Origin of the sequence: Pseudomonas kurunegalensis, from assembly GCF_030291635.1 — a bacterium.
Classification (GTDB): Bacteria; Pseudomonadota; Gammaproteobacteria; order Pseudomonadales; family Pseudomonadaceae; genus Aquipseudomonas; species Aquipseudomonas monteilii.
This window is the reverse complement of the sequence record NZ_CP127871.1, coordinates 588,943-610,110: the sequence shown is the minus strand read 5'-3', so window position 1 is coordinate 610,110 and position 21,168 is coordinate 588,943. Positions and strand designations below refer to the sequence as shown.

The 21,168-nt window shown below is 57.1% G+C and carries 31 protein-coding genes; all 31 read right to left on the bottom strand.

Annotated features, from left to right (window positions below):
* On the bottom strand, window positions 1-621 hold the full coding sequence (rpsD, locus tag QQ992_RS02700) for a 30S ribosomal protein S4 (RefSeq protein WP_009681977.1): 621 nt from the start codon (window positions 619-621) through the stop codon (window positions 1-3).
* A 15-nt stretch (window positions 622-636) separates the two neighbouring features.
* Window positions 637-1,026, bottom strand: a complete 390-nt coding sequence (rpsK, locus tag QQ992_RS02695; RefSeq protein ID WP_003255454.1) for a 30S ribosomal protein S11 — start codon at window positions 1,024-1,026, stop codon at window positions 637-639.
* An 18-nt stretch (window positions 1,027-1,044) separates the two neighbouring features.
* A complete protein-coding gene (gene rpsM / locus QQ992_RS02690; protein WP_003255457.1) occupies window positions 1,045-1,401 on the bottom strand; it encodes a 30S ribosomal protein S13 in 357 nt (118 codons plus the stop codon).
* 131 nt (window positions 1,402-1,532) lie between these two features.
* Window positions 1,533-1,649 (bottom strand): 50S ribosomal protein L36, encoded by a 117-nt coding sequence (rpmJ, locus tag QQ992_RS02685; protein WP_002555468.1) that lies wholly within the window; start codon window positions 1,647-1,649, stop codon window positions 1,533-1,535.
* A 28-nt stretch (window positions 1,650-1,677) separates the two neighbouring features.
* Complete coding sequence (secY, locus tag QQ992_RS02680) at window positions 1,678-3,009, bottom strand: preprotein translocase subunit SecY (protein ID WP_003257108.1); 1,332 nt, start codon at window positions 3,007-3,009, stop codon at window positions 1,678-1,680.
* Complete coding sequence (gene rplO, locus QQ992_RS02675; protein ID WP_003255461.1) at window positions 3,010-3,444, bottom strand: 50S ribosomal protein L15; 435 nt, start codon at window positions 3,442-3,444, stop codon at window positions 3,010-3,012.
* 3 nt (window positions 3,445-3,447) lie between these two features.
* Window positions 3,448-3,624, bottom strand: coding sequence for a 50S ribosomal protein L30 (gene rpmD / locus QQ992_RS02670; RefSeq protein WP_003255463.1), 177 nt, complete (start codon window positions 3,622-3,624; stop codon window positions 3,448-3,450).
* A gap of 2 nt (window positions 3,625-3,626) precedes the next feature.
* Window positions 3,627-4,127, bottom strand: a complete 501-nt coding sequence (gene rpsE / locus QQ992_RS02665) for a 30S ribosomal protein S5 (RefSeq protein ID WP_003255465.1) — start codon at window positions 4,125-4,127, stop codon at window positions 3,627-3,629.
* A gap of 3 nt (window positions 4,128-4,130) precedes the next feature.
* A complete protein-coding gene (gene rplR, locus QQ992_RS02660; protein ID WP_009681973.1) occupies window positions 4,131-4,481 on the bottom strand; it encodes a 50S ribosomal protein L18 in 351 nt (116 codons plus the stop codon).
* Window positions 4,482-4,491: 10 nt separating this feature from the next.
* Window positions 4,492-5,025 carry a 50S ribosomal protein L6 gene (gene rplF, locus QQ992_RS02655; protein ID WP_009681972.1) on the bottom strand — a complete coding sequence of 178 codons (534 nt, stop codon included), beginning with the start codon at window positions 5,023-5,025 and terminating at the stop codon, window positions 4,492-4,494.
* A 12-nt stretch (window positions 5,026-5,037) separates the two neighbouring features.
* The gene (gene rpsH, locus QQ992_RS02650; protein ID WP_009681971.1) at window positions 5,038-5,430 is read right to left on the bottom strand and encodes a 30S ribosomal protein S8; all 393 of its coding nucleotides are present in this window, start codon (window positions 5,428-5,430) and stop codon (window positions 5,038-5,040) included.
* A 209-nt stretch (window positions 5,431-5,639) separates the two neighbouring features.
* A complete protein-coding gene (gene rpsN / locus QQ992_RS02645) occupies window positions 5,640-5,945 on the bottom strand; it encodes a 30S ribosomal protein S14 (protein WP_009681970.1) in 306 nt (101 codons plus the stop codon).
* A 13-nt stretch (window positions 5,946-5,958) separates the two neighbouring features.
* Complete coding sequence (gene rplE / locus QQ992_RS02640; RefSeq protein WP_003255474.1) at window positions 5,959-6,498, bottom strand: 50S ribosomal protein L5; 540 nt, start codon at window positions 6,496-6,498, stop codon at window positions 5,959-5,961.
* A 20-nt stretch (window positions 6,499-6,518) separates the two neighbouring features.
* A complete protein-coding gene (gene rplX, locus QQ992_RS02635) occupies window positions 6,519-6,833 on the bottom strand; it encodes a 50S ribosomal protein L24 (protein ID WP_016715319.1) in 315 nt (104 codons plus the stop codon).
* Between the two features lie 11 nt (window positions 6,834-6,844).
* A complete protein-coding gene (gene rplN, locus QQ992_RS02630; protein WP_008089810.1) occupies window positions 6,845-7,213 on the bottom strand; it encodes a 50S ribosomal protein L14 in 369 nt (122 codons plus the stop codon).
* Window positions 7,214-7,236: 23 nt separating this feature from the next.
* Window positions 7,237-7,503 carry a 30S ribosomal protein S17 gene (gene rpsQ / locus QQ992_RS02625; protein WP_003255478.1) on the bottom strand — a complete coding sequence of 89 codons (267 nt, stop codon included), beginning with the start codon at window positions 7,501-7,503 and terminating at the stop codon, window positions 7,237-7,239.
* A 2-nt stretch (window positions 7,504-7,505) separates the two neighbouring features.
* Window positions 7,506-7,697: a 50S ribosomal protein L29 gene (rpmC, locus tag QQ992_RS02620; RefSeq protein ID WP_002555481.1), complete on the bottom strand. Its 192-nt coding sequence runs from the start codon at window positions 7,695-7,697 to the stop codon at window positions 7,506-7,508.
* Window positions 7,697-8,110, bottom strand: a complete 414-nt coding sequence (rplP, locus tag QQ992_RS02615; RefSeq protein ID WP_003255479.1) for a 50S ribosomal protein L16 — start codon at window positions 8,108-8,110, stop codon at window positions 7,697-7,699. The genes rpmC and rplP overlap by 1 nt, the downstream gene beginning before the upstream one ends.
* A 12-nt stretch (window positions 8,111-8,122) precedes the next feature.
* The gene (rpsC, locus tag QQ992_RS02610; RefSeq protein ID WP_003255481.1) at window positions 8,123-8,809 is read right to left on the bottom strand and encodes a 30S ribosomal protein S3; all 687 of its coding nucleotides are present in this window, start codon (window positions 8,807-8,809) and stop codon (window positions 8,123-8,125) included.
* A gap of 13 nt (window positions 8,810-8,822) precedes the next feature.
* On the bottom strand, window positions 8,823-9,155 hold the full coding sequence (rplV, locus tag QQ992_RS02605) for a 50S ribosomal protein L22 (protein ID WP_003103908.1): 333 nt from the start codon (window positions 9,153-9,155) through the stop codon (window positions 8,823-8,825).
* An 11-nt stretch (window positions 9,156-9,166) separates the two neighbouring features.
* Complete coding sequence (gene rpsS / locus QQ992_RS02600) at window positions 9,167-9,442, bottom strand: 30S ribosomal protein S19 (protein WP_003255482.1); 276 nt, start codon at window positions 9,440-9,442, stop codon at window positions 9,167-9,169.
* A gap of 16 nt (window positions 9,443-9,458) precedes the next feature.
* Window positions 9,459-10,283, bottom strand: coding sequence for a 50S ribosomal protein L2 (gene rplB, locus QQ992_RS02595; RefSeq protein ID WP_003255483.1), 825 nt, complete (start codon window positions 10,281-10,283; stop codon window positions 9,459-9,461).
* 14 nt (window positions 10,284-10,297) lie between these two features.
* Window positions 10,298-10,597, bottom strand: a complete 300-nt coding sequence (gene rplW / locus QQ992_RS02590) for a 50S ribosomal protein L23 (RefSeq protein WP_003255484.1) — start codon at window positions 10,595-10,597, stop codon at window positions 10,298-10,300.
* The gene (gene rplD, locus QQ992_RS02585; RefSeq protein WP_003255485.1) at window positions 10,594-11,196 is read right to left on the bottom strand and encodes a 50S ribosomal protein L4; all 603 of its coding nucleotides are present in this window, start codon (window positions 11,194-11,196) and stop codon (window positions 10,594-10,596) included. The genes rplW and rplD overlap by 4 nt, the downstream gene beginning before the upstream one ends.
* A gap of 12 nt (window positions 11,197-11,208) precedes the next feature.
* The gene (gene rplC / locus QQ992_RS02580) at window positions 11,209-11,844 is read right to left on the bottom strand and encodes a 50S ribosomal protein L3 (protein WP_003257089.1); all 636 of its coding nucleotides are present in this window, start codon (window positions 11,842-11,844) and stop codon (window positions 11,209-11,211) included.
* A gap of 80 nt (window positions 11,845-11,924) precedes the next feature.
* Window positions 11,925-12,236 (bottom strand): 30S ribosomal protein S10, encoded by a 312-nt coding sequence (gene rpsJ, locus QQ992_RS02575; RefSeq protein WP_003186070.1) that lies wholly within the window; start codon window positions 12,234-12,236, stop codon window positions 11,925-11,927.
* A gap of 142 nt (window positions 12,237-12,378) precedes the next feature.
* Window positions 12,379-13,572 carry an elongation factor Tu gene (tuf, locus tag QQ992_RS02570; protein WP_013970626.1) on the bottom strand — a complete coding sequence of 398 codons (1,194 nt, stop codon included), beginning with the start codon at window positions 13,570-13,572 and terminating at the stop codon, window positions 12,379-12,381.
* Window positions 13,573-13,599: 27 nt separating this feature from the next.
* Window positions 13,600-15,747 carry an elongation factor G gene (fusA, locus tag QQ992_RS02565; protein ID WP_105948215.1) on the bottom strand — a complete coding sequence of 716 codons (2,148 nt, stop codon included), beginning with the start codon at window positions 15,745-15,747 and terminating at the stop codon, window positions 13,600-13,602.
* A gap of 30 nt (window positions 15,748-15,777) precedes the next feature.
* Entirely contained in the window at window positions 15,778-16,248 is a 471-nt protein-coding gene (gene rpsG, locus QQ992_RS02560; RefSeq protein ID WP_003246741.1) for a 30S ribosomal protein S7, read from the bottom strand.
* A gap of 106 nt (window positions 16,249-16,354) precedes the next feature.
* Window positions 16,355-16,726 (bottom strand): 30S ribosomal protein S12, encoded by a 372-nt coding sequence (gene rpsL, locus QQ992_RS02555; protein ID WP_003255492.1) that lies wholly within the window; start codon window positions 16,724-16,726, stop codon window positions 16,355-16,357.
* Between the two features lie 211 nt (window positions 16,727-16,937).
* Window positions 16,938-21,137, bottom strand: a complete 4,200-nt coding sequence (gene rpoC / locus QQ992_RS02550; protein WP_016715870.1) for a DNA-directed RNA polymerase subunit beta' — start codon at window positions 21,135-21,137, stop codon at window positions 16,938-16,940.
* Window positions 21,138-21,168 lie beyond the last annotated feature (31 nt).

The following is a 21,168-nucleotide window of genomic DNA, read 5'->3' as shown; positions in this document are numbered from 1 at the left end:
TTACTTGGAGTAGAGCTCGACAATCAGGTTCTCGTTGATGTCGGCAGACAGGTCGCTGCGAGCAGGAACGTTCTTGAAAACGCCCGACTTTTTAGCAGCATCCACGTCAACCCACTCAACGCGGCCACGCTGGGCGCACAGTTCAAGGGCTTGAACAATGCGCAGCTGGCTCAGCGATTTCTCGCGAACCGCGACCACGTCACCCGGACGAACTTGGTAGGATGGAATGTTTACAGTCTTACCGTTGACGCTGATCGCTTTGTGCGAAACCAGCTGACGCGACTCGGAACGAGTCGAGCCGAAGCCCATACGGTAAACGACGTTATCCAGACGGCACTCGAGCAGTTGCAGCAGGTTCTCACCGGTTGCGCCTTTTTTCGAGGCAGCAGCTTGGTAGTAACCGCGGAACTGACGCTCCAGAACACCGTAGATACGACGGACTTTTTGTTTCTCACGCAGCTGGGTGCCGTAGTCAGACTGACGGCCACGGCGCTGGCCGTGGATACCTGGGGCTGCTTCGATGTTGCACTTCGATTCCAGAGCGCGAACGCCGCTCTTCAGGAACAGGTCAGTGCCTTCACGACGAGACAGTTTGCATTTTGGACCAATGTAACGTGCCATTCTTCTGTCTCCTGATTACACGCGACGCTTCTTCGGCGGACGGCACCCGTTGTGCGGGATTGGCGTCACGTCGGTGATGCTGGCGATCTTGTAGCCGCAGCTGTTCAATGCACGAACGGCGGACTCACGACCTGGACCTGGACCCTTGACGTTAACGTCGAGGTTCTTCAGACCGTATTCCAGCGCAGCTTGACCAGCACGCTCAGCAGCGATCTGAGCTGCGAACGGGGTGGATTTGCGCGAACCACGGAAACCCGAACCACCGGAGGTCGCCCAGGACAAAGCATTGCCCTGACGGTCGGTGATGGTCACGATGGTGTTGTTGAAAGAGGCATGGATGTGGGCGATGCCATCAACCACTGTCTTTTTGACTTTCTTACGAGGACGAGCAGCAGGTTTTGCCATGTCTATATTCCTGGGCGATTACTTGCGGATCGGCTTACGCGGGCCCTTACGGGTGCGTGCGTTGGTCTTGGTGCGCTGACCGCGAACCGGCAGACCTTTACGATGACGCAGGCCGCGGTAGCAACCCAGGTCCATCAAGCGCTTGATCTTCATGTTGATGTCACGACGCAGGTCACCTTCGGTGGTGAACTTCGCGACTTCGCCACGCAGGGTTTCGATTTGCTCGTCGCTCAGATCCTTGATCTTAGCGGCTGGATTTACACCAGCGTCTGCACAGATCTTCTGTGCAGTTGTGCGACCGACACCATAGATGTAGGTCAGCGAGATAACAGTATGCTTGTTATCTGGAATGTTGACGCCTGCAATACGGGCCATTCAGTGGGACTCCAATTGACAGCTACCTACGCCCCGGAAGCCAAGAAATAGGGCGCGAGATAATATCGCTGTAGAAACGAATAATCAACCCAGCAGCACACTAGCTGCTGGGTTTGAAGCGCAGATCACACTCAGCCTTGGCGCTGTTTGTGACGCGGTTCCGCGCTGCAGATCACTCGTACGACGCCTTCGCGACGGATGATCTTGCAGTTACGGCACAGCTTTTTCACCGATGCACGAACTTTCATTACCGACTCCTCGAACCTTAGGGGCGTATCAGCGCAGCAGACCGCTGCCACCGTAGCCTTTCAGGTTGGCTTTCTTCATCAGGGATTCGTACTGGTGCGAAACGAGGTGCGATTGTACTTGGGACATGAAGTCCATCACAACCACTACCACAATCAGCAACGAGGTCCCGCCAAGGTAGAACGGCACATTTGCTGCCACCACCAGGAACTGGGGCAGAAGGCAGACGGCCATCATGTAAAGAGCACCGAACATGGTCAGACGAGTCAGAACGCCATCAATGTAGCGTGCCGACTGCTCACCAGGACGGATACCCGGAATAAAGGCACCGGACTTCTTCAGGTTTTCCGCTACGTCTTTCGGGTTGAACATCAACGCTGTGTAGAAGAAGCAGAAGAAAATGATCCCTGCACTAAACAGCAAAATGTTCAACGGCTGACCAGGAGCGATCGACTGCGAGATGTCCTGCAGCCAGCCCATACCTTCGGACTGACCGAACCAGGCACCCAGCGAAGCCGGGAACAGCAAAATGCTGCTCGCGAAAATGGCCGGGATAACCCCCGCCATGTTCACTTTCAACGGCAAGTGGCTGGTCTGCGCAGCGAAGACCTTGCGGCCCTGCTGACGCTTGGCGTAGTGAACGGCGATACGACGCTGACCACGCTCAATGAACACCACGAAACCGATAATCGCTACTGCCAGCAAACCGATAGCGACCAGGGCGAAAATGTTGATATCGCCTGTGCGTGCAGACTCGAAAGACTGCCCGATTGCTCTCGGAAGACCGGCAACGATACCTGCGAAGATCAACATCGAGATACCGTTGCCCACACCGCGCTCGGTGATCTGTTCGCCCAGCCACATCATGAACATCGCGCCCGCCACGAAGGTGGAGACGGCAACGACATGGAAGCCCAGGCCTACAGAAAACGCCACGCCCTGGTTGGCCAGGCCAATGGACATGCCAATGGCTTGAACCAGTGCCAGGATAACGGTGCCGTAGCGGGTGTACTGGCTGATCTTGCGACGGCCAGCTTCACCTTCCTTCTTCAACTGCTCCAGTTGCGGGCTGACCGCCGTCATCAGCTGCATGATGATCGATGCCGAGATGTACGGCATGATCCCCAGTGCAAAGATGCTCATGCGCTCAAGCGCGCCACCGGAAAACATGTTGAACAAGCTAAGAATGGTCCCCTCATTCTGCCGAAACAGATCCGCCAGACGGTCCGGATTGATGCCGGGAACCGGGATATGCGCACCTATCCGATAGACGATGATCGCCATGAACAGAAAGCGCAGACGAGCCCAGAGTTCCGACATCCCGCCCTTACCGAGCGAAGAGAGAGCACCTTGCTTAGCCATTTATTCCTCGAATTTGCCGCCAGCTGCTTCGATAGCCGCACGCGCACCCTTGGTGGCTGCGATGCCCTTGATGGTGACTGCGCGAGTAACTTCGCCAGACAGCATGATTTTCACACGCTGAATGTGCTGGTTGATCACGTTGGCATCCTTCAGGGATTGCACGGAGATCACGTCGCCTTCCACTTTGGCCAGCTCGGACAGACGCACTTCGGCGCGGTCCATGGCTTTCAGGGAAACGAAGCCGAACTTCGGCAGACGACGGTGCAGCGGCTGTTGACCGCCTTCGAAGCCAGGAGCGATCGAACCACCCGAACGGGAAGTCTGACCTTTGTGGCCACGGCCGCCGGTCTTACCCAGACCGCTACCGATACCACGACCTGGACGATGCTTCTCGCGACGGGAACCCGGCGCTGGACTCAGATCATTGAGTTTCATCGATTAACCCTCGACCTTCAGCATGTAGTAAGCCTTGTTGATCATCCCGCGGTTCTCGGGAGTATCCTGGACTTCTACAGTGTGACCGATGCGACGCAGACCCAGGCCTTTAACGCACAGTTTGTGGTTAGGCAGACGGCCCGAGACGCTCTTGATCAGCGTTACTTTTACGGTTGCCATGATCAGAAGATCTCCTCGACGCTCTTGCCGCGCTTGGCAGCAATGGATTCAGGAGATTGCATGGCTTTCAGACCCTTGAAGGTGGCGTAAACCACGTTCACTGGGTTGGTCGAACCGTAGCACTTGGCCAGAACGTTCTGAACACCAGCAACTTCCAGGACAGCACGCATTGCGCCACCGGCGATGATACCGGTACCTTCCGAGGCAGGCTGCATGTAAACCTTCGAGGCGCCGTGGGCAGCCTTGGTGGCGTACTGCAGGGTGGTGCCCTTCAGGTCAACCTGGATCATGTTGCGGCGAGCAGCTTCCATGGCTTTCTGGATCGCGGCTGGTACTTCGCGCGATTTGCCACGGCCGAAGCCAACACGACCTTTACCATCACCTACCACGGTCAGCGCGGTGAAGGTGAAGATACGGCCGCCTTTTACGGTTTTGGCAACGCGGTTAACTTGAACCAGCTTCTCGATGTAGCCTTCGTCGCGCTTTTGATCGTTATTTGCCATAACTTAGAACTCCAGCCCGCCTTCACGAGCAGCATCAGCCAGCGCTTTGACGCGGCCATGGTACTTGAAGCCGGAACGGTCAAAGGCAACTTGAGATACACCGGCGGCTTTCGCACGCTCAGCTACCAGCTTGCCAACCTTAGTGGCCGCGTCGATGTTGCCAGTGGCGCCATCACGCAGTTCTTTGTCCAAGGTCGAGGCGCTTGCCAAAACCTTGCTGCCGTCGGCCGAAATGACCTGGGCGTAGATGTGCTGCGAGGAGCGGAACACGCACAGGCGCACGACTTCGAGTTCGTGCATCTTGAGACGTGCTTTGCGAGCGCGACGCAGTCGGATAACTTTTTTGTCGGTCATTTGCTAGGCCCTACTTCTTCTTGGCTTCTTTACGACGGACTACTTCGTCCGCGTAACGCACACCCTTGCCTTTGTAAGGCTCTGGCGGACGGAAGTCGCGGATTTCAGCGGCCACCTGACCCACCAGCTGCTTGTCGATACCCTTGATCAGGATGTCGGTCTGGCTTGGGGTTTCAGCGGTGATACCGGCTGGCAGTTCGTAGTCCACTGGGTGCGAGAAGCCCAGAGCCAGGTTCAGGACGGTGCCTTTAGCCTGTGCCTTGTAACCAACACCGACCAGCTGGAGCTTACGCTCGAAGCCTTGGCTTACGCCTTGGACCATGTTGTTCACCAGAGCGCGGGTGGTACCGGCCATGGCGCGAGCTTGCTGGTCACCGTTGCGAGCGACGAAACGCAGCTCGCCAGACTCTTCGGTAACTTCAACAGACGAGTGAACGTTCAGTTCGAGAGTGCCTTTGGCACCCTTCACCGAAAGCTGCTGGCCGGCGAATTTGACTTCGACGCCTGCTGGCAGCTTAACGGGGTTCTTAGCGACGCGAGACATGCCTATCTCCCCTTAGAACACTGTGCACAGAACTTCGCCGCCGACACCGGCAGCGCGCGCAGCGCGATCAGTCATCACACCTTTGTTGGTGGAGACGATAGACACGCCCAGGCCGCCACGTACTTTCGGCAGTTCTGCGACGGACTTGTACTGGCGCAGGCCAGGACGGCTGGAACGCTTCAGTTCCTCGATGACCGGACGGCCTTCGAAGTACTTCAGCTCGATCGACAGGGAAGGCTTGGCCTCACCAGTAACCTGGTAGCCAGCGATGTAACCTTCGTCTTTCAGAACTTTGGCAACCGCGACCTTCAGGGTGGAGGAAGGCATGCTTACGACGGACTTTTCAGCCATCTGGGCATTACGGATGCGAGTTAGCATGTCCGCTAACGGGTCCTGCATACTCATGGGCTAGATGCTCCTGATACAAGAATTATTAGCCTTGCGGCTATCACAACCACCCAAGCAGGCAGGGTAAAAAACCCAGGCTCAGGTGAGCCGGTCATTCTAGACACAAGGCAGAAACGAAACAAGCCCCATATAGGGGCTTGTTTGTTGGCAAGGTCACCGGCGGTCGGAAGATTGCTCCCCTTGCGCCGGGATCCAGCCAGCAGCGATTACCAGGAGGCCTTGACCAGACCTGGTACGTCGCCGCGCATTGCAGCTTGACGCAGCATGTTACGGCCCAGGCCGAACTTACGGTATACACCGTGAGGACGACCGGTCAGGCGGCAACGGTTGCGCAGGCGCGAGGCGCTAGCATCACGTGGCTGCTTCTGCAGAGCGACAACGGCAGCGAAACGCTCTTCTGGAGAGGCGTTAACGTTGACGATGGTCGCTTTCAGCTCAGCACGCTTCTTAGCGAACTTGGCTACCGTGAGCTGACGCTTCAGCTCGCGGTTTTTCATGCTCTTCTTGGCCATTTTCCTACTCCAATCAGTTGCGGAACGGGAACTTGAAAGCACGCAGCAGAGCGCGGCCTTCGTCGTCCGAACGAGCAGTGGTGGTCAGGGTGATGTCCAAACCGCGCAGAGCATCGATCTTGTCGTAGTCGATTTCCGGGAAGATGATCTGCTCTTTCACGCCCATGCTGTAGTTGCCACGGCCATCGAAGGACTTGGCATTCAGGCCGCGGAAGTCGCGAACCCGAGGCAGGGAGATCGCCAGCAGGCGGTCCAGGAATTCGTACATCTTGTCGCTACGCAGGGTCACCTTGACGCCGATCGGCCAGCCTTCGCGGACTTTGAAGCCAGCGATGGATTTGCGAGCGAAAGTCACAACCGGCTTTTGACCGGTGATCTTTTCCAGGTCGGCAACAGCGTGCTCGATGACTTTCTTGTCGCCGATCGCTTCGCCCAGACCCATGTTCAGGGTGATTTTGGTAACGCGCGGAACTTCCATCACGTTCGACAGCTTAAGTTCTTCCTTAAGCTTAGGAGCGATTTCGTTCCGGTAAATCTCTTTCAGTCGTGCCATGGTCTTCTACCTAGCAGTGTTCAAGCATCAACCGCTTTTTGGGTCGACTTGAAGACACGAATTTTTTTACCGTCTTCTACTTTGAAACCAACGCGGTCAGCCTTGTTGGTTTCGCCGTTGAAGATGGCAACGTTGGAAGCGTGCAGAGGCGCTTCTTTCTCGACGATACCGCCCTGTACGCCCGCCATCGGGTTAGGCTTGGTATGACGCTTGACCAGGTTCACACCACCAACGACCAGACGGTCGTCAGCCAGAACCTTCAGCACCTTACCGCGCTTACCTTTGTCTTTGCCGGCGATCACGATGATCTCGTCGTCACGACGAATCTTTTGCATGTCGGATCTCCTTACAGCACTTCAGGGGCGAGCGAGACGATCTTCATGAACTTCTCAGTACGAAGTTCACGGGTCACTGGCCCGAAGATGCGAGTGCCGATCGGCTCTTGCTTGGTGTTCAGCAGAACAGCAGCGTTGCCGTCGAAACGAATGATGGAACCGTCAGCGCGACGAACACCGTGACGGGTGCGCACGACAACAGCAGTCATCACTTGGCCTTTTTTGACCTTACCGCGCGGAATTGCTTCCTTGACGGTAACCTTGATGATGTCACCGATGCCGGCGTAACGGCGGTGCGAACCGCCGAGCACCTTGATGCACATGACGCGACGAGCGCCGCTGTTATCGGCCACATCGAGCATGGATTGAGTCTGAATCATAAAATTTCTCCGACCCCTAGCCCTTAGACTTCAACAGCGCGTTCGAGGACTTCAACCAGTGCCCAGGACTTGGTCTTGGCCAGCGGACGGGTTTCACGGATGGAAACCTTGTCGCCGATCTTGCACTGGTTGGCTTCGTCGTGCGCGTGCAGCTTAGTCGAACGCTTAACGTATTTACCGTAGATCGGGTGCTTTACGCGACGCTCGATCAGAACGGTGATGGTCTTGTCCATTTTGTCGCTGACGACACGGCCAGTCAGCGTACGGACGGTTTTTTCAGCTTCAGCCATGATCACTTACCTGCCTGCTGGTTGAGCACAGTTTTCACGCGAGCGATGTCACGCTTAACTTGCGAGAGCAGGTGCGACTGCCCCAACTGGCCAGTTGCTTTCTGCATACGCAGATTGAACTGGTCGCGCAGCAAGCCGAGCAGTTGCTCGTTCAGTTGCTGTGCCGATTTTTCACGAAGTTCATTCGCTTTCATCACATCACCGTCCGCTTAACAAAGGAGGTGGCGAGAGGCAGCTTTGCAGCAGCCAGGGCGAATGCTTCGCGCGCCAGCTCTTCAGAAACACCCTCGATCTCGTACAGGACTTTACCTGGCTGGATCTGGGCAACCCAGTACTCCACGGAACCCTTACCTTTACCCATACGAACCTCGAGAGGTTTCTTGGAGATCGGCTTGTCCGGGAACACACGGATCCAGATCTTACCGCCACGTTTAACGTGACGGGTCAGCGCACGACGTGCGGACTCGATCTGGCGAGCGGTGAGGCGACCGCGAGCAACAGCTTTCAGGGCGAACTCGCCGAAGCTGACTTTGCTACCGCGCAGTGCCAGACCACGGTTGTGGCCAGTCATCTGCTTGCGGAATTTTGTACGCTTTGGTTGCAACATTTGGCGTACCCCTTACTTAGCAGCTTTTTTACGAGGCGCTGGTGCTTGTGGTTTCAGTTCTTCTTGGCGACCACCAATAACTTCGCCTTTGAAGATCCAAACCTTCACACCGATCACACCGTAAGTGGTGTGAGCTTCGTAGGTGTTGTAGTCGATATCGGCACGCAGGGTGTGCAGCGGCACACGACCTTCGCGATACCACTCGGTACGAGCAATCTCAGCACCGCCGAGACGACCGCTCACCTGGATCTTGATGCCCTTGGCACCAATACGCATGGCGTTCTGTACGGCGCGCTTCATGGCGCGACGGAACATTACGCGGCGTTCCAGCTGCTGAGCTACGCTCTGCGCAACCAGCATAGCGTCGAGTTCCGGCTTGCGGATCTCTTCGATGTTGATGTGCACAGGCACACCCATCTGCTTGGTCAGGTCCTGACGCAGCTTCTCGACATCTTCACCTTTCTTCCCGATAACGATACCTGGACGAGCGGTGTGGATGGTGATGCGTGCAGTTTGAGCCGGGCGATGAATATCGATACGGCTTACGGACGCGCTTTTTAGTTTGTCTTGGAGGTACTCACGCGTTTTCAGATCCTTCAACAGGTAATCTGCGTAAGTAGCACCGTCTGCGTACCAGACGGAGGTGTGCTCCTTGACGATTCCCAGGCGAATGCCAGTGGGATGTACTTTCTGACCCATCTGATCGACTCCGTTACTTGTCCGCAACCTTGACAGTGATATGGCAAGACCGCTTGACGATGCGATCAGCACGGCCTTTGGCACGTGGCATGATGCGCTTCAGCGAACGCCCTTCGTTGACGAAGACGGTGGAGACCTTCAGGTCATCAACGTCTGCGCCTTCGTTGTGTTCGGCGTTGGCTACGGCCGACTCGAGGACTTTCTTCATGATTTCAGCGGCTTTTTTGCTGCTGAAGGCCAACAGGTTGAGCGCTTCGCCCACCTTCTTCCCGCGGATCTGGTCGGCGACCAAGCGGGCTTTCTGGGCGGAGATGCGAGCGCCCGACAACTTAGCGGCTACTTCCATTTCCTTACCCCTTAACGCTTGGCTTTCTTGTCAGCCACGTGCCCGCGGTAGGTGCGGGTACCGGCGAACTCGCCCAGTTTGTGGCCGACCATGTCTTCGTTCACGAGAACTGGGACATGTTGACGACCGTTGTGTACCGCGATGGTCAGACCGACCATTTGTGGCAGGATCATCGAACGGCGCGACCAGGTTTTAACTGGCTTGCGATCGTTCTTCTCCACCGCCACTTCGACCTTCTTCAGCAGGTGAAGATCGATAAAAGGACCTTTTTTCAGAGAACGTGGCACTGTCGTATCCCTCTAGTTACTTGCGACGACGGACGATCATGTTGTCGGTACGCTTATTACCACGGGTTTTAGCACCCTTGGTTGGGAAGCCCCATGGCGATACCGGATGACGACCACCGGAGGTACGACCTTCACCACCACCGTGTGGGTGGTCAACCGGGTTCATGGCAACACCACGAACGGTTGGGCGAACGCCGCGCCAGCGTTTGGCACCAGCTTTACCCAGCGAACGCAGGCTGTGCTCGGAGTTCGAGACTTCGCCCAGGGTCGCACGGCACTCAGCCAGGACTTTACGCATTTCACCAGAGCGCAGACGCAGGGTCACGTAGACACCTTCGCGAGCGATCAGCTGAGCCGAAGCACCAGCGGAACGAGCGATCTGAGCACCTTTACCCGGCTTCAGTTCGATGCCGTGAATGGTGGAACCCACTGGAATGTTGCGCAGCTGCAGGGAGTTACCGGCCTTGATTGGGGCCAGGGCACCTGCGATCAGCTGGTCGCCAGCGCTCACGCCTTTAGGGGCGATGATGTAGCGACGCTCACCGTCTGCGTAGCACAGCAGGGCGATGTGAGCAGTACGGTTCGGGTCGTATTCGATACGCTCGACAGTGGCTGGGATGCCATCTTTGTCGTTGCGACGGAAGTCGACCAGACGGTAATGCTGCTTATGACCACCACCAACGTGACGAGTGGTAATGCGGCCATTGTTGTTACGACCACCAGACTTCGATTTTTTCTCGATCAGCGGTGCGTGAGGAGCGCCTTTGTGCAGCTCCTTGTTGACCACCTTGACCACGAAACGGCGGCCAGGGGAAGTCGGTTTGCATTTAACGATTGCCATGATGCACCCCTTCCTTACTCAGCACTGCTGCTGAAATCGAGATCTTGGCCTGGCTGAAGGGAGACGATCGCCTTCTTCCAGTCATTACGCTTGCCCAGACCACGTGCGGTACGCTTGGTTTTACCCAGAACGTTAACAGTCGACACGTTTTCAACTTTTACGTTGAACAGGCCTTCGACAGCTTTCTTGATTTCCAGCTTGGTTGCATCGGTAGCAACCTTGAATACGAACTGGCCTTTTTTCTCAGCCAGAACGGTAGCCTTCTCGGAAACGTGCGGGCCAAGGAGGACTTTGAATACGCGTTCCTGGTTCATCCCAGCAGCTCCTCGAATTTCTTCACGGCCGAGACAGTGATCAACACTTTCTCGTATGCGATCAGACTGACCGGGTCGGAACCTTGTACGTCACGTACATCGACGTGCGGCAGGTTGCGAGCAGCCAGGTACAGGTTCTGATCAACAGCGTCGGAAACGATCAATACATCGCTCAGACCCATGCCGTTCAGCTTGTTCAGCAGATCTTTGGTTTTCGGTGCTTCGACAGCGAAGTCCTGAACCACGACCAGACGGTCGCTACGCACCAGCTCAGCGAGGATGGAGCGCAGGGCTGCGCGGTACATCTTCTTGTTGAGCTTCTGCGAGTGATCTTGAGGGCGAGCTGCGAAGGTTACACCACCGCCACGCCAGATCGGACCACGAGTGGTACCAGCACGAGCACGGCCAGTACCCTTCTGACGCCATGGGCGCTTACCGCCACCAGCCACGTCGGAACGGGTCTTTTGCTGCTTGGTGCCCTGACGGCCGCCGGCCATGTAGGCCACGACTGCTTGGTGTACCAGCGTCTCGTTGAATTCGCCACCGAAAGTCAGTTCGGAAACTTCGATCGCCTGAGCGTCATTTACATTGAGTTGCATGTCAGTTTCCCCTTAACCGCGAGCCTTGACAGCTGGACGTACAACCACGTCGCCGCCAGTAGCGCCAGGAACGGCACCCTTGACCAGCAGCAGGTTGCGTTCAGCGTCTACGCGAACTACTTCCAGGGACTGAACAGTCACGCGCTCGGCGCCCATGTGACCGGACATTTTCTTGCCCTTGAACACACGACCAGGAGTCTGGCACTGGCCGATGGAACCAGGAACACGGTGCGACACGGAGTTACCGTGGGTGTTGTCCTGACCACGGAAGTTCCAGCGCTTGATGGTACCGGCGAAGCCTTTACCTTTGGACTGACCAGTAACGTCTACCAGCTGGCCTGCAGTGAAGAGTTCAGCTTTGATCAGATCGCCAGCCTGGAAATCGCCTTCTTCAAGACGGAACTCCCAGACACCGCGACCAGCGGCAACGTTAGCCTTGGCGAAGTGACCTGCCTGAGCGGCAGTCACACGCGAAGCACGACGCTCGCCGACAGTGACTTGCACTGCACGGTAGCCATCGGTTTCTTCAGTTTTGAACTGGGTGACACGATTCGGCTCGATCTCAATGACCGTGACCGGAATGGAGACACCTTCTTCGGTGAAAATGCGGGTCATACCGCACTTGCGACCGATTACACCAATAGTCATGTTGTAAACCTCATGAGTGTACGGGGCTTTCACCCGCTATGGCCGCCCATTTCAGAGCGTTACACGACTAGACCGAAGTCTTAGCCGAGGCTGATCTGTACTTCCACACCTGCCGCCAGATCAAGCTTCATCAGCGCGTCAACGGTTTTATCCGTTGGCTGGACGATGTCCAGAACACGCTTATGAGTGCGAATCTCGTACTGATCACGCGCGTCTTTGTTGACGTGCGGGGAGACCAGAACGGTGAAACGCTCTTTGCGGGTAGGCAGTGGAATTGGACCACGCACTTGTGCACCAGTACGTTTCGCGGTTTCCACGATTTCCTGGGTGGATTGGTCGATCAGGCGATGGTCGAAAGCCTTCAACCTGATACGGATTTGCTGATTTTGCATTGGATTTCAGACTCCAGGCTGTTCCCAACGGACGCACTACGCCCGCTAAAAGGAGGCGTGATTCTATAGACGCCCCCATTTAGTGTCAACCCAATAAAAAAAACCCCCGCTGAGCGGGGGTTTTTTTCAATCGGTCGAGTGATTACTCGATGATTTTGGCTACGACGCCGGCGCCGACGGTACGACCGCCTTCACGGATAGCGAAGCGCAGACCGTCTTCCATTGCGATGGTCTTGATCAGGGTAACAGTCATCTGAATGTTGTCACCTGGCATTACCATTTCAACGCCTTCCGGCAGTTCGCAGTTACCGGTCACGTCAGTGGTACGGAAGTAGAACTGAGGACGGTAGCCTTTGAAGAACGGAGTGTGACGGCCGCCTTCTTCCTTCGACAGAACGTAAACTTCTGCGGTGAACTTGGTGTGCGGCTTGACCGAACCTGGCTTGACCAGAACCTGACCACGCTCAACGTCGTCACGCTTGGTGCCACGCAGCAGAACGCCGCAGTTCTCGCCAGCACGGCCTTCGTCCAGCAGCTTGCGGAACATCTCAACACCGGTGCAGGTGGTGGTGGTGGTGTCACGCAGACCAACGATTTCCAGTGGGTCCTGAACGCGAACGATACCACGCTCGATACGACCGGTAACAACGGTACCACGACCCGAGATCGAGAATACGTCTTCGATCGGCATCAGGAACGGCTGATCAACGGCACGAACTGGCTCAGGGATGTAGGCATCCAGAGTTTCTACCAGCTTCTTGACAGCGGTAGTACCCATTTCGTTGTCGTCTTTGCCTTCCAGGGCCATACGAGCGGAACCGATGATGATCGGAGTGTCGTCACCTGGGAAGTCGTAGGTGGACAGCAGGTCGCGAACTTCCATCTCGACCAGTTCCAGCAGCTCAGCGTCGTCTACCAGGTCAGCCTTGTTCAGGAAGACCACGATGTACGGAACGCCTACCTGACGGGACAGCAGGATGTGCTCACGGGTTTGCGGCATCGGACCATCGGCGGCCGAGCAAACCAGGATCGCGCCGTCCATCTGGGCAGCACCGGTGATCATGTTCTTCACGTAGTCAGCGTGACCTGGGCAGTCAACGTGAGCGTAGTGACGAATGTTCGAGTTGTACTCGACGTGAGCGGTGTTGATGGTGATACCGCGCGCTTTTTCTTCCGGAGCCGAGTCGATCTTGTCGAACTCAACGACTGCCGAACCGAAAACTTCGGAGCAGACGCGAGTCAGAGCTGCGGTCAGAGTGGTCTTACCGTGGTCAACGTGGCCGATAGTGCCGACGTTAACGTGGGGAAGGGAACGATCAAATTTTTCTTTAGCCACGACAGTGAACCTCTTGCCTAAAGGGGATTAGCCTTGTTTTTTAACGAGTGCTTCGACGATGTTCGACGGAGCTTCGGCGTATTTGGAGAATTCCATGGAGTAGCTTGCGCGACCCTGAGACATGGAACGAACGTCGGTTGCGTAACCGAACATTTCTCCGAGCGGCACCTCAGCAGTGATTACCTTGCCGGACACCGAGTCTTCATTACCCTGGATCATCCCGCGACGACGGCTCAGGTCACCCATCACGTCACCCAGGTAGTCTTCCGGGGTTACAACTTCGACCTTCATGATCGGCTCGAGAACCACGCCGCCGCCCTTGGTGGCCAGCTGCTTGGTTGCCATCGAAGCAGCGATTTTGAACGCCATTTCGTTGGAGTCGACGTCGTGGTACGAACCGTCGAATACAGTAGCCTTCAGGCCGATCAGCGGATAGCCGGCGACAACGCCGTTCTTCATCTGCTCTTCGATACCTTTCTGGATCGGAGCGATGAATTCCTTAGGAATCACGCCACCAACGACTTCGTTGGTGAACACCAGACCTTCGGTGATGTTGCCTTTGTCGTCCTGCTCTGGCTCCGAGAAGCGGATCCAGCAGTGACCGAACTGACCACGACCACCCGACTGACGAACGAATTTGCCTTCGATCTCGACGCCGGACTTGGTGATCTTCTCGCGGTACGAAACCTGCGGCTTGCCGACGTTGCACTCGACGTTGAACTCGCGCTTCATGCGGTCAACGAGGATGTCCAGGTGCAGCTCACCCATACCGGAGATGATGGTCTGGCCGGTTTCTTCGTCGGTCTTGACGCGGAACGACGGGTCTTCCTGGGCCAGCTTGCCCAGTGCGATACCCATCTTCTCCTGGTCAGCCTTGGTCTTCGGCTCTACGGAGAGCGAAATCACCGGCTCAGGGAAGTCCATACGCTCGAGGATGATCGGCTTGTCGGCGTTGCACAGGGTATCACCGGTGGTGACGTCCTTCATGCCGATCAGAGCAGCGATGTCGCCTGCACGTACTTCCTTGATTTCTTCACGCTGGTTGGCGTGCATCTGCACCATACGACCAACGCGCTCTTTCTTGCCCTTGACCGAGTTGATGACGGAGTCACCGGAGGTCAGGAAGCCCGAGTAGACGCGGACGAAGGTCAGAGTACCCACGAACGGGTCGGTGGCAATCTTGAACGCCAGGGCCGAGAACGGCGCGTCGTCGTCAGCAGGACGCTCGTCATACTGCTCTGGGGTGACTTCTTCCTTCGGCGTGTCGATCAGGTCAGGGTGGATACCCTTGATCGCCGGGATTTCGGTCGGAGCAGGCAGGAAGTCGATAACGGCGTCGAGAACCAGGGGAACACCCTTGTTCTTGAACGAGGAACCGCAGACAGCAGGAACGATCTCGCTCGCCAGGGTACGGGCGCGCAGACCAGCCTTGATGTCTTCGACGGACAGGTCACCTTCTTCAAGGTACTTGTTCATCAGCTCTTCGTTGGCCTCGGCAGCAGCCTCGACCATGTTGTTGCGCCATTCGTTGGCCAGGTCCACCAGCTCAGCAGGAATCTCTTCCTCGCGGTAGGTGGTACCCTTGTCGTCATCGTTCCAGTAGATGGCTTTCATCTTGATCAGGTCAACCTGACCCTGGAAGTCATCTTCTGCACCGATAGCCAGCTGGACCGGAACCGGGGTGTGACCCAGGCGGTTCTTGATCTGGCCGATAACGCGCAGGAAGTTGGCACCGGCACGGTCCATCTTGTTCACGTAAACAACACGTGGAACGCCGTACTTGTTGGCCTGACGCCATACGGTTTCGGACTGCGGCTCAACGCCGGAGGTACCGCAGAACACAACGACCGCGCCGTCGAGTACACGCAGCGAACGCTCTACTTCAATGGTGAAGTCAACGTGGCCGGGGGTATCGATGACGTTTACGCGGTAGTTGTCGTACTGACCACGGGAACCTTTCCAGAAGGTGGTAACGGCAGCGGAGGTAATGGTGATACCGCGCTCCTGCTCCTGCACCATCCAGTCGGTGGTCGCGGCGCCGTCATGCACCTCGCCCATCTTGTGGCTCAGACCAGTGTAGAACAGGATCCGCTCGGTAGTGGTGGTCTTGCCCGCGTCAACGTGGGCACAGATACCAATGTTACGGTAGCGGTTAATTGCTGTAGTACGAGCCATAAAGCCCTCGCAAAATGATTGATGCTTGAATTAGAAGCGGTAGTGCGAGAACGCTTTGTTGGCTTCAGCCATACGGTGAACGTCTTCACGCTTCTTGACTGCAGCACCCTTGCCTTCGGCAGCATCCAGCAGTTCGCCGGCCAGGCGCAGAGCCATCGACTTCTCGCCGCGCTTGCGGGCGTAGTCTACGAGCCAGCGCATTGCCAGAGCGTTACGACGGGATGGACGAACTTCAACCGGAACCTGGTAAGTGGCACCGCCGACACGACGGGACTTAACTTCGACCAGCGGAGCGATGGCGTCGAGAGCTTTCTCGAAGATTTCCAGGGGGTCGCTGTTCTTGCGTGCTTTGACGGTATCCAGGGCACCGTAAACGATGCGCTCGGCTACGGCCTTCTTGCCGCTTTCCATCACGTGGTTCATGAACTTGGCGAGGATTTGGGATCCGTATTTAGGATCGTCCAGAATCTCACGTTTTGCTGCTACACGACGTCTTGGCATGATAAGCCCTCAAACGGTCTTCAGGTTAGCCCGGGACGTGGGTCTTCGACCCCTGCCCGACCTTACTCTTATCGACTCAAAAAAATGGATGTCTGCAAACGGCCGATTACTTCGGACGCTTGGTACCGTATTTCGAACGACCCTGGTTACGGCCTTTAACGCCCGAAGTATCCAGAGAGCCGCGAACGGTGTGGTAACGAACACCTGGCAAGTCTTTTACACGGCCGCCACGGATCAGGACGACGCTGTGCTCTTGCAGGTTGTGGCCTTCACCACCGATGTACGAGGAAACCTCGAAACCGTTGGTCAGACGCACACGGCATACTTTACGCAGTGCCGAGTTAGGTTTTTTCGGCGTGGTGGTGTACACACGGGTGCACACGCCACGACGTTGCGGGCAGTTCTGCAGCGCAGGAACGTCGGACTTCTCGACCGAACGCTTACGCGGCTGACGTACCAGCTGGTTGATAGTTGCCATCTACTAGCTCCACTGATTGTCTTGCGACTCTATTGTCTTGCAAGAAAGCCAAAAATTGGCGAGACGGAGCCTCACCAAATTTAAGGGTACAAAAGTCTAAAGAGGATCTTGCACCCAGTCAAGACGAGGCCCCGGCCCTCCTCGCCCGATCATCGGCAACATTTCATGTCACCGATGGTCATTCGAGGCTTGCCGGGGCCCTGCCCTGTACTTAGTTACCGCTGGAGTTCAGCGCTTCGGTCAGTGCGGCTTCCACCTCACTGGCGCTCACACGCAGCGGCTTGTCGGCATCACGGCGACGCTTGCGCTCGCTGTGGTACGCCAGACCAGTACCGGCCGGGATCAGACGACCCACGACCACGTTCTCTTTCAGGCCGCGCAGGTAGTCGCGCTTGCCGGTTACCGCCGCTTCGGTCAGTACGCGGGTGGTTTCCTGGAAGGAAGCCGCGGAGATGAACGACTCGGTCGACAGCGACGCCTTGGTGATACCCAGCAGCACGCGGGTGAACTTGGAGATGAACTTGTCCTCGCCGGCGAGACGCTCGTTCTCTACCAGTACCTGGGTCAGTTCCATCTGGTCGCCCTTGATGAAGCTGGAATCGCCCGACTCGGAGATCTCGACCTTGCGCAGCATCTGACGCAGGATGGTCTCGATGTGCTTGTCGTTGATCTTCACGCCTTGCAGACGGTAAACGTCCTGGATCTCGTTGACGATGTACTTCGCCAGCGCGCTCACACCCAGCAGACGCAGGATGTCGTGCGGATCGCTCGGGCCGTCGGAAATAACTTCACCACGGTTTACCTGCTCACCTTCGAAGACGTTCAGGTGGCGCCACTTCGGAATCAGCTCTTCGTACGGATCGCTACCGTCGGTCGGAGTGATGACCAGGCGACGCTTGCCCTTGGTCTCTTTACCGAATGCGATGGTGCCGCTGACTTCAGCCAGAATCGAGGCTTCTTTCGGGCGACGCGCTTCGAACAGGTCGGCAACGCGTGGCAGACCACCGGTGATGTCACGGGTTTTCGACGTTTCTTGCGGGATACGCGCGATAACGTCACCAACGCCGATCTGGGCACCGTCAGCCACACCAACGAGGGCGTTGGCCGGCAGGAAGTACTGGGCAGGTACGTCGGTACCTGGCAGGTACAGGTCCTTGCCAGCAGCATCGACCATCTTGATTGCCGGACGGATTTCCTTGCCTGCGGCAGGGCGATCCTTGACGTCCAGTACTTCAATGTTGGTCAGACCGGTCAGCTCGTCGGTCTGACGCTTGATGGTGATGTTTTCTTCCATGCCCACGAAGGTCACGGTACCTTTCAGCTCGGTAACGATCGGGTGGGTGTGCGGGTCCCACTTGGCGACGATGGCGCCAGCTTCGACCTTCTCACCTTCCTTGACCGAAATCACCGCACCGTAAGGCAGCTTGTAGCGCTCACGCTCACGACCGAATTCGTCGGCAATGGCCAGCTCGCCCGAACGCGATACGGCAACCAGGTTACCGTCGGCACGCTCAACCTGCTTCAGGTTGTGCAGACGCACCATACCGCCGTTCTTCACCTGGACGCTGTCGGCAGCCGAAGTGCGGCTTGCAGCACCACCGATGTGGAACGTACGCATGGTCAGCTGGGTACCCGGCTCACCGATCGACTGTGCAGCGATAACGCCGACAGCTTCACCGATGTTCACCTGGTGACCGCGAGCCAGGTCGCGACCGTAGCACTTGGCGCAGATGCCATAGCGGGTTTCGCAGTTGATCGGCGAACGCACGATCACTTCGTCGATGCTGTTCAGCTCGATGAACTCGACCCACTGCTCGTCAACCAGGGTACCGGCCGGAACGATAACGTCCTCGGTGCCAGGCTTGAACACGTCACGGGCGATGACACGACCCAGTACACGCTCACCCAGTGGCTCTACAACGTCGCCGCCTTCGATGTGCGGAGTCATCAGCAGGCCTTGGTCGGTGCCGCAGTCGATCTCGGTAACGACCAGATCCTGGGCAACGTCTACCAGACGGCGAGTCAGGTAACCGGAGTTCGCAGTCTTCAAGGCGGTATCCGCCAGACCCTTACGAGCACCGTGAGTCGAGATGAAGTACTGAAGTACGCTCAGACCTTCACGGAAGTTCGCAGTGATCGGCGTCTCGATGATGGAGCCGTCCGGCTTGGCCATCAGACCACGCATACCGGCCAGCTGACGGATCTGGGCTGCGGAACCCCGCGCACCCGAGTCAGCCATCATGTACATCGAGTTGAAGGACTCTTGCTCGACTTCTTTGCCTTCGCGGTCGATGACCTTCTCTTTCGAGAGGTTGGCCATCATCGCCTTGGACACTTCGTCGTTCGCCTTCGACCACAAGTCGATGACCTTGTTGTACTTCTCGCCCTGGGTTACCAGGCCGGAGGCGTACTGGCTCTCGATTTCCTTCACTTCGTCGGTAGCGTTACCGATGATGCGGGCTTTCTCGTCCGGGATAACGAAGTCGTTAACACCGATGGAAACGCCGGAAATGGTCGAGTAAGCGAAACCGGTGTACATCAGTTGGTCAGCGAAGATAACGGTCTCTTTCAGACCAACCACGCGGTAGCACTGGTTGATCAGCTTGGAGATCGCCTTTTTCTTCATCGGCTGGTTGACCACGTCGTACGGCAGACCTGCCGGTACAACCTGGAACAGCAGCGCACGGCCGACGGTGGTGTCGACGATGCGGGTGTTCTTGACCACCGAACCATCACGCTCTTTCACGGTTTCGTTGATACGAACCTTGATTTTCGCGTGCAGGGCAGCTTCGCCGGCGCGGAATACGCGGTCGACTTCCTGCAGGTCGGCAAACACGCGACCTTCGCCCTTGGCGTTGATGGCTTCACGGGTCATGTAGTACAGACCCAGTACAACGTCCTGCGACGGAACGATGATTGGCTCACCGTTGGCTGGCGAAAGGATGTTGTTGGTCGACATCATCAGCGCGCGCGCTTCGAGCTGGGCTTCCAGCGTCAGCGGCACGTGAACGGCCATCTGGTCACCGTCGAAGTCGGCGTTGTACGCAGCACAGACCAGCGGGTGCAGCTGAATCGCCTTACCTTCGATCAGAACCGGTTCAAAGGCCTGGATACCCAGACGGTGCAGGGTAGGTGCACGGTTGAGCAGTACGGGGTGTTCGCGAATCACTTCGGCGAGAACGTCCCACACCTCTGGCAGCTCGCGCTCGACCATCTTCTTGGCGGCCTTGATGGTGGTCGCCAGACCACGCATTTCCAGCTTGCCGAAAATGAACGGCTTGAACAGCTCGAGGGCCATCTTCTTCGGCAGACCGCACTGGTGCAGGCGCAGGGTCGGGCCTACGGTAATTACCGAACGGCCGGAGTAGTCCACACGCTTACCGAGCAAGTTCTGACGGAAGCGACCTTGCTTACCTTTGATCATGTCGGCCAGGGACTTCAGCGGACGCTTGTTCGAGCCAGTGATGGCGCGACCGCGACGGCCGTTGTCCAGCAGGGCGTCGACCGCTTCCTGCAGCATGCGCTTTTCGTTGCGCACGATGATGTCCGGCGCCGACAGATCCAGCAGGCGCTTCAGACGGTTGTTACGGTTGATCACCCGACGATACAGGTCGTTCAGGTCGGAGGTCGCGAAGCGGCCACCATCCAGCGGAACCAGCGGACGCAGGTCCGGCGGCAGCACTGGCAGGACGGTCAGGACCATCCACTCAGGCAGGTTGCCCGAGCCCTGGAAAGCTTCCATCAGCTTCAGGCGCTTGGACAGCTTCTTGATCTTGGTTTCCGAGTTGGTCTGCGGAATCTCTTCGCGCAGGCGACCGATCTCGTGCTCCAGGTCGATAGCGTGCAGCAGCTCGCGGACAGCCTCGGCACCCATGCGGGCATCGAAGTCGTCACCGAACTCTTCCAGCGCTTCGAAGTACTGCTCGTCGTTCAGCAGCTGGCCCTTTTCCAGGGTGGTCATGCCCGGGTCGATAACGACATAGCTCTCGAAGTAGAGCACGCGCTCGATGTCACGCAGGGTCATGTCCATCAGCAGGCCGATACGGGACGGCAGCGACTTCAGGAACCAGATGTGGGCAACTGGCGAGGCCAGTTCGATGTGCGCCATGCGCTCACGACGAACCTTGGCCAGGGCAACTTCAACGCCGCACTTCTCGCAGATTACGCCGCGGTGCTTGAGGCGCTTGTACTTGCCGCACAGGCACTCGTAGTCCTTGACTGGGCCAAAGATCTTGGCGCAGAACAGGCCGTCACGCTCAGGCTTGAACGTACGGTAGTTGATGGTTTCCGGCTTCTTAACTTCACCGAACGACCACGAACGGATCATTTCAGGCGACGCCAGACCGATGCGGATGGCGTCGAACTCTTCGACTTGACCCTGGTTTTTCAGCAAATTCAGTAGGTCTTTCAAGGCCTTTCCTCCTGGCGGAGCAGGGAGCGGG

Coding starts and splice junctions, on each gene's coding strand:
- rpsD (WP_009681977.1), bottom strand. CDS start 621: ATGGCACGTTACATTGGTCCAAAATGCAAACTGTCTCGTCGTGAAGGC.
- rpsK (WP_003255454.1), bottom strand. CDS start 1,026: ATGGCAAAACCTGCTGCTCGTCCTCGTAAGAAAGTCAAAAAGACAGTG.
- rpsM (WP_003255457.1), bottom strand. CDS start 1,401: ATGGCCCGTATTGCAGGCGTCAACATTCCAGATAACAAGCATACTGTT.
- rpmJ (WP_002555468.1), bottom strand. CDS start 1,649: ATGAAAGTTCGTGCATCGGTGAAAAAGCTGTGCCGTAACTGCAAGATC.
- secY (WP_003257108.1), bottom strand. CDS start 3,009: ATGGCTAAGCAAGGTGCTCTCTCTTCGCTCGGTAAGGGCGGGATGTCG.
- rplO (WP_003255461.1), bottom strand. CDS start 3,444: ATGAAACTCAATGATCTGAGTCCAGCGCCGGGTTCCCGTCGCGAGAAG.
- rpmD (WP_003255463.1), bottom strand. CDS start 3,624: ATGGCAACCGTAAAAGTAACGCTGATCAAGAGCGTCTCGGGCCGTCTG.
- rpsE (WP_003255465.1), bottom strand. CDS start 4,127: ATGGCAAATAACGATCAAAAGCGCGACGAAGGCTACATCGAGAAGCTG.
- rplR (WP_009681973.1), bottom strand. CDS start 4,481: ATGACCGACAAAAAAGTTATCCGACTGCGTCGCGCTCGCAAAGCACGT.
- rplF (WP_009681972.1), bottom strand. CDS start 5,025: ATGTCTCGCGTCGCTAAGAACCCCGTTAAGCTGCCAGCAGGCGTCGAA.
- rpsH (WP_009681971.1), bottom strand. CDS start 5,430: ATGAGTATGCAGGACCCGTTAGCGGACATGCTAACTCGCATCCGTAAT.
- rpsN (WP_009681970.1), bottom strand. CDS start 5,945: ATGGCCAAGAAGAGCATGAAAAACCGCGAGCTGAAGCGTCAGCTCACG.
- rplE (WP_003255474.1), bottom strand. CDS start 6,498: ATGGCACGACTGAAAGAGATTTACCGGAACGAAATCGCTCCTAAGCTT.
- rplX (WP_016715319.1), bottom strand. CDS start 6,833: ATGCAAAAGATTCGTCGTGACGACGAGATCATCGTGATCGCCGGCAAA.
- rplN (WP_008089810.1), bottom strand. CDS start 7,213: ATGATTCAGACTCAATCCATGCTCGATGTGGCCGATAACAGCGGCGCT.
- rpsQ (WP_003255478.1), bottom strand. CDS start 7,503: ATGGCTGAAGCTGAAAAAACCGTCCGTACGCTGACTGGCCGTGTCGTC.
- rpmC (WP_002555481.1), bottom strand. CDS start 7,697: ATGAAAGCGAATGAACTTCGTGAAAAATCGGCACAGCAACTGAACGAG.
- rplP (WP_003255479.1), bottom strand. CDS start 8,110: ATGTTGCAACCAAAGCGTACAAAATTCCGCAAGCAGATGACTGGCCAC.
- rpsC (WP_003255481.1), bottom strand. CDS start 8,809: ATGGGTCAGAAAGTACATCCCACTGGCATTCGCCTGGGAATCGTCAAG.
- rplV (WP_003103908.1), bottom strand. CDS start 9,155: ATGGAAGTAGCCGCTAAGTTGTCGGGCGCTCGCATCTCCGCCCAGAAA.
- rplB (WP_003255483.1), bottom strand. CDS start 10,283: ATGGCAATCGTTAAATGCAAACCGACTTCCCCTGGCCGCCGTTTCGTG.
- rplW (WP_003255484.1), bottom strand. CDS start 10,597: ATGAACCAGGAACGCGTATTCAAAGTCCTCCTTGGCCCGCACGTTTCC.
- rplD (WP_003255485.1), bottom strand. CDS start 11,196: ATGCAACTCAATGTAAATGACGCTCAGGCGATCGAAGTTTCCGAACTG.
- rplC (WP_003257089.1), bottom strand. CDS start 11,844: ATGACTATTGGTGTAATCGGTCGCAAGTGCGGTATGACCCGCATTTTC.
- rpsJ (WP_003186070.1), bottom strand. CDS start 12,236: ATGCAAAATCAGCAAATCCGTATCAGGTTGAAGGCTTTCGACCATCGC.
- fusA (WP_105948215.1), bottom strand. CDS start 15,747: ATGGCTCGTACTACAGCAATTAACCGCTACCGTAACATTGGTATCTGT.
- rpsG (WP_003246741.1), bottom strand. CDS start 16,248: ATGCCAAGACGTCGTGTAGCAGCAAAACGTGAGATTCTGGACGATCCT.
- rpsL (WP_003255492.1), bottom strand. CDS start 16,726: ATGGCAACTATCAACCAGCTGGTACGTCAGCCGCGTAAGCGTTCGGTC.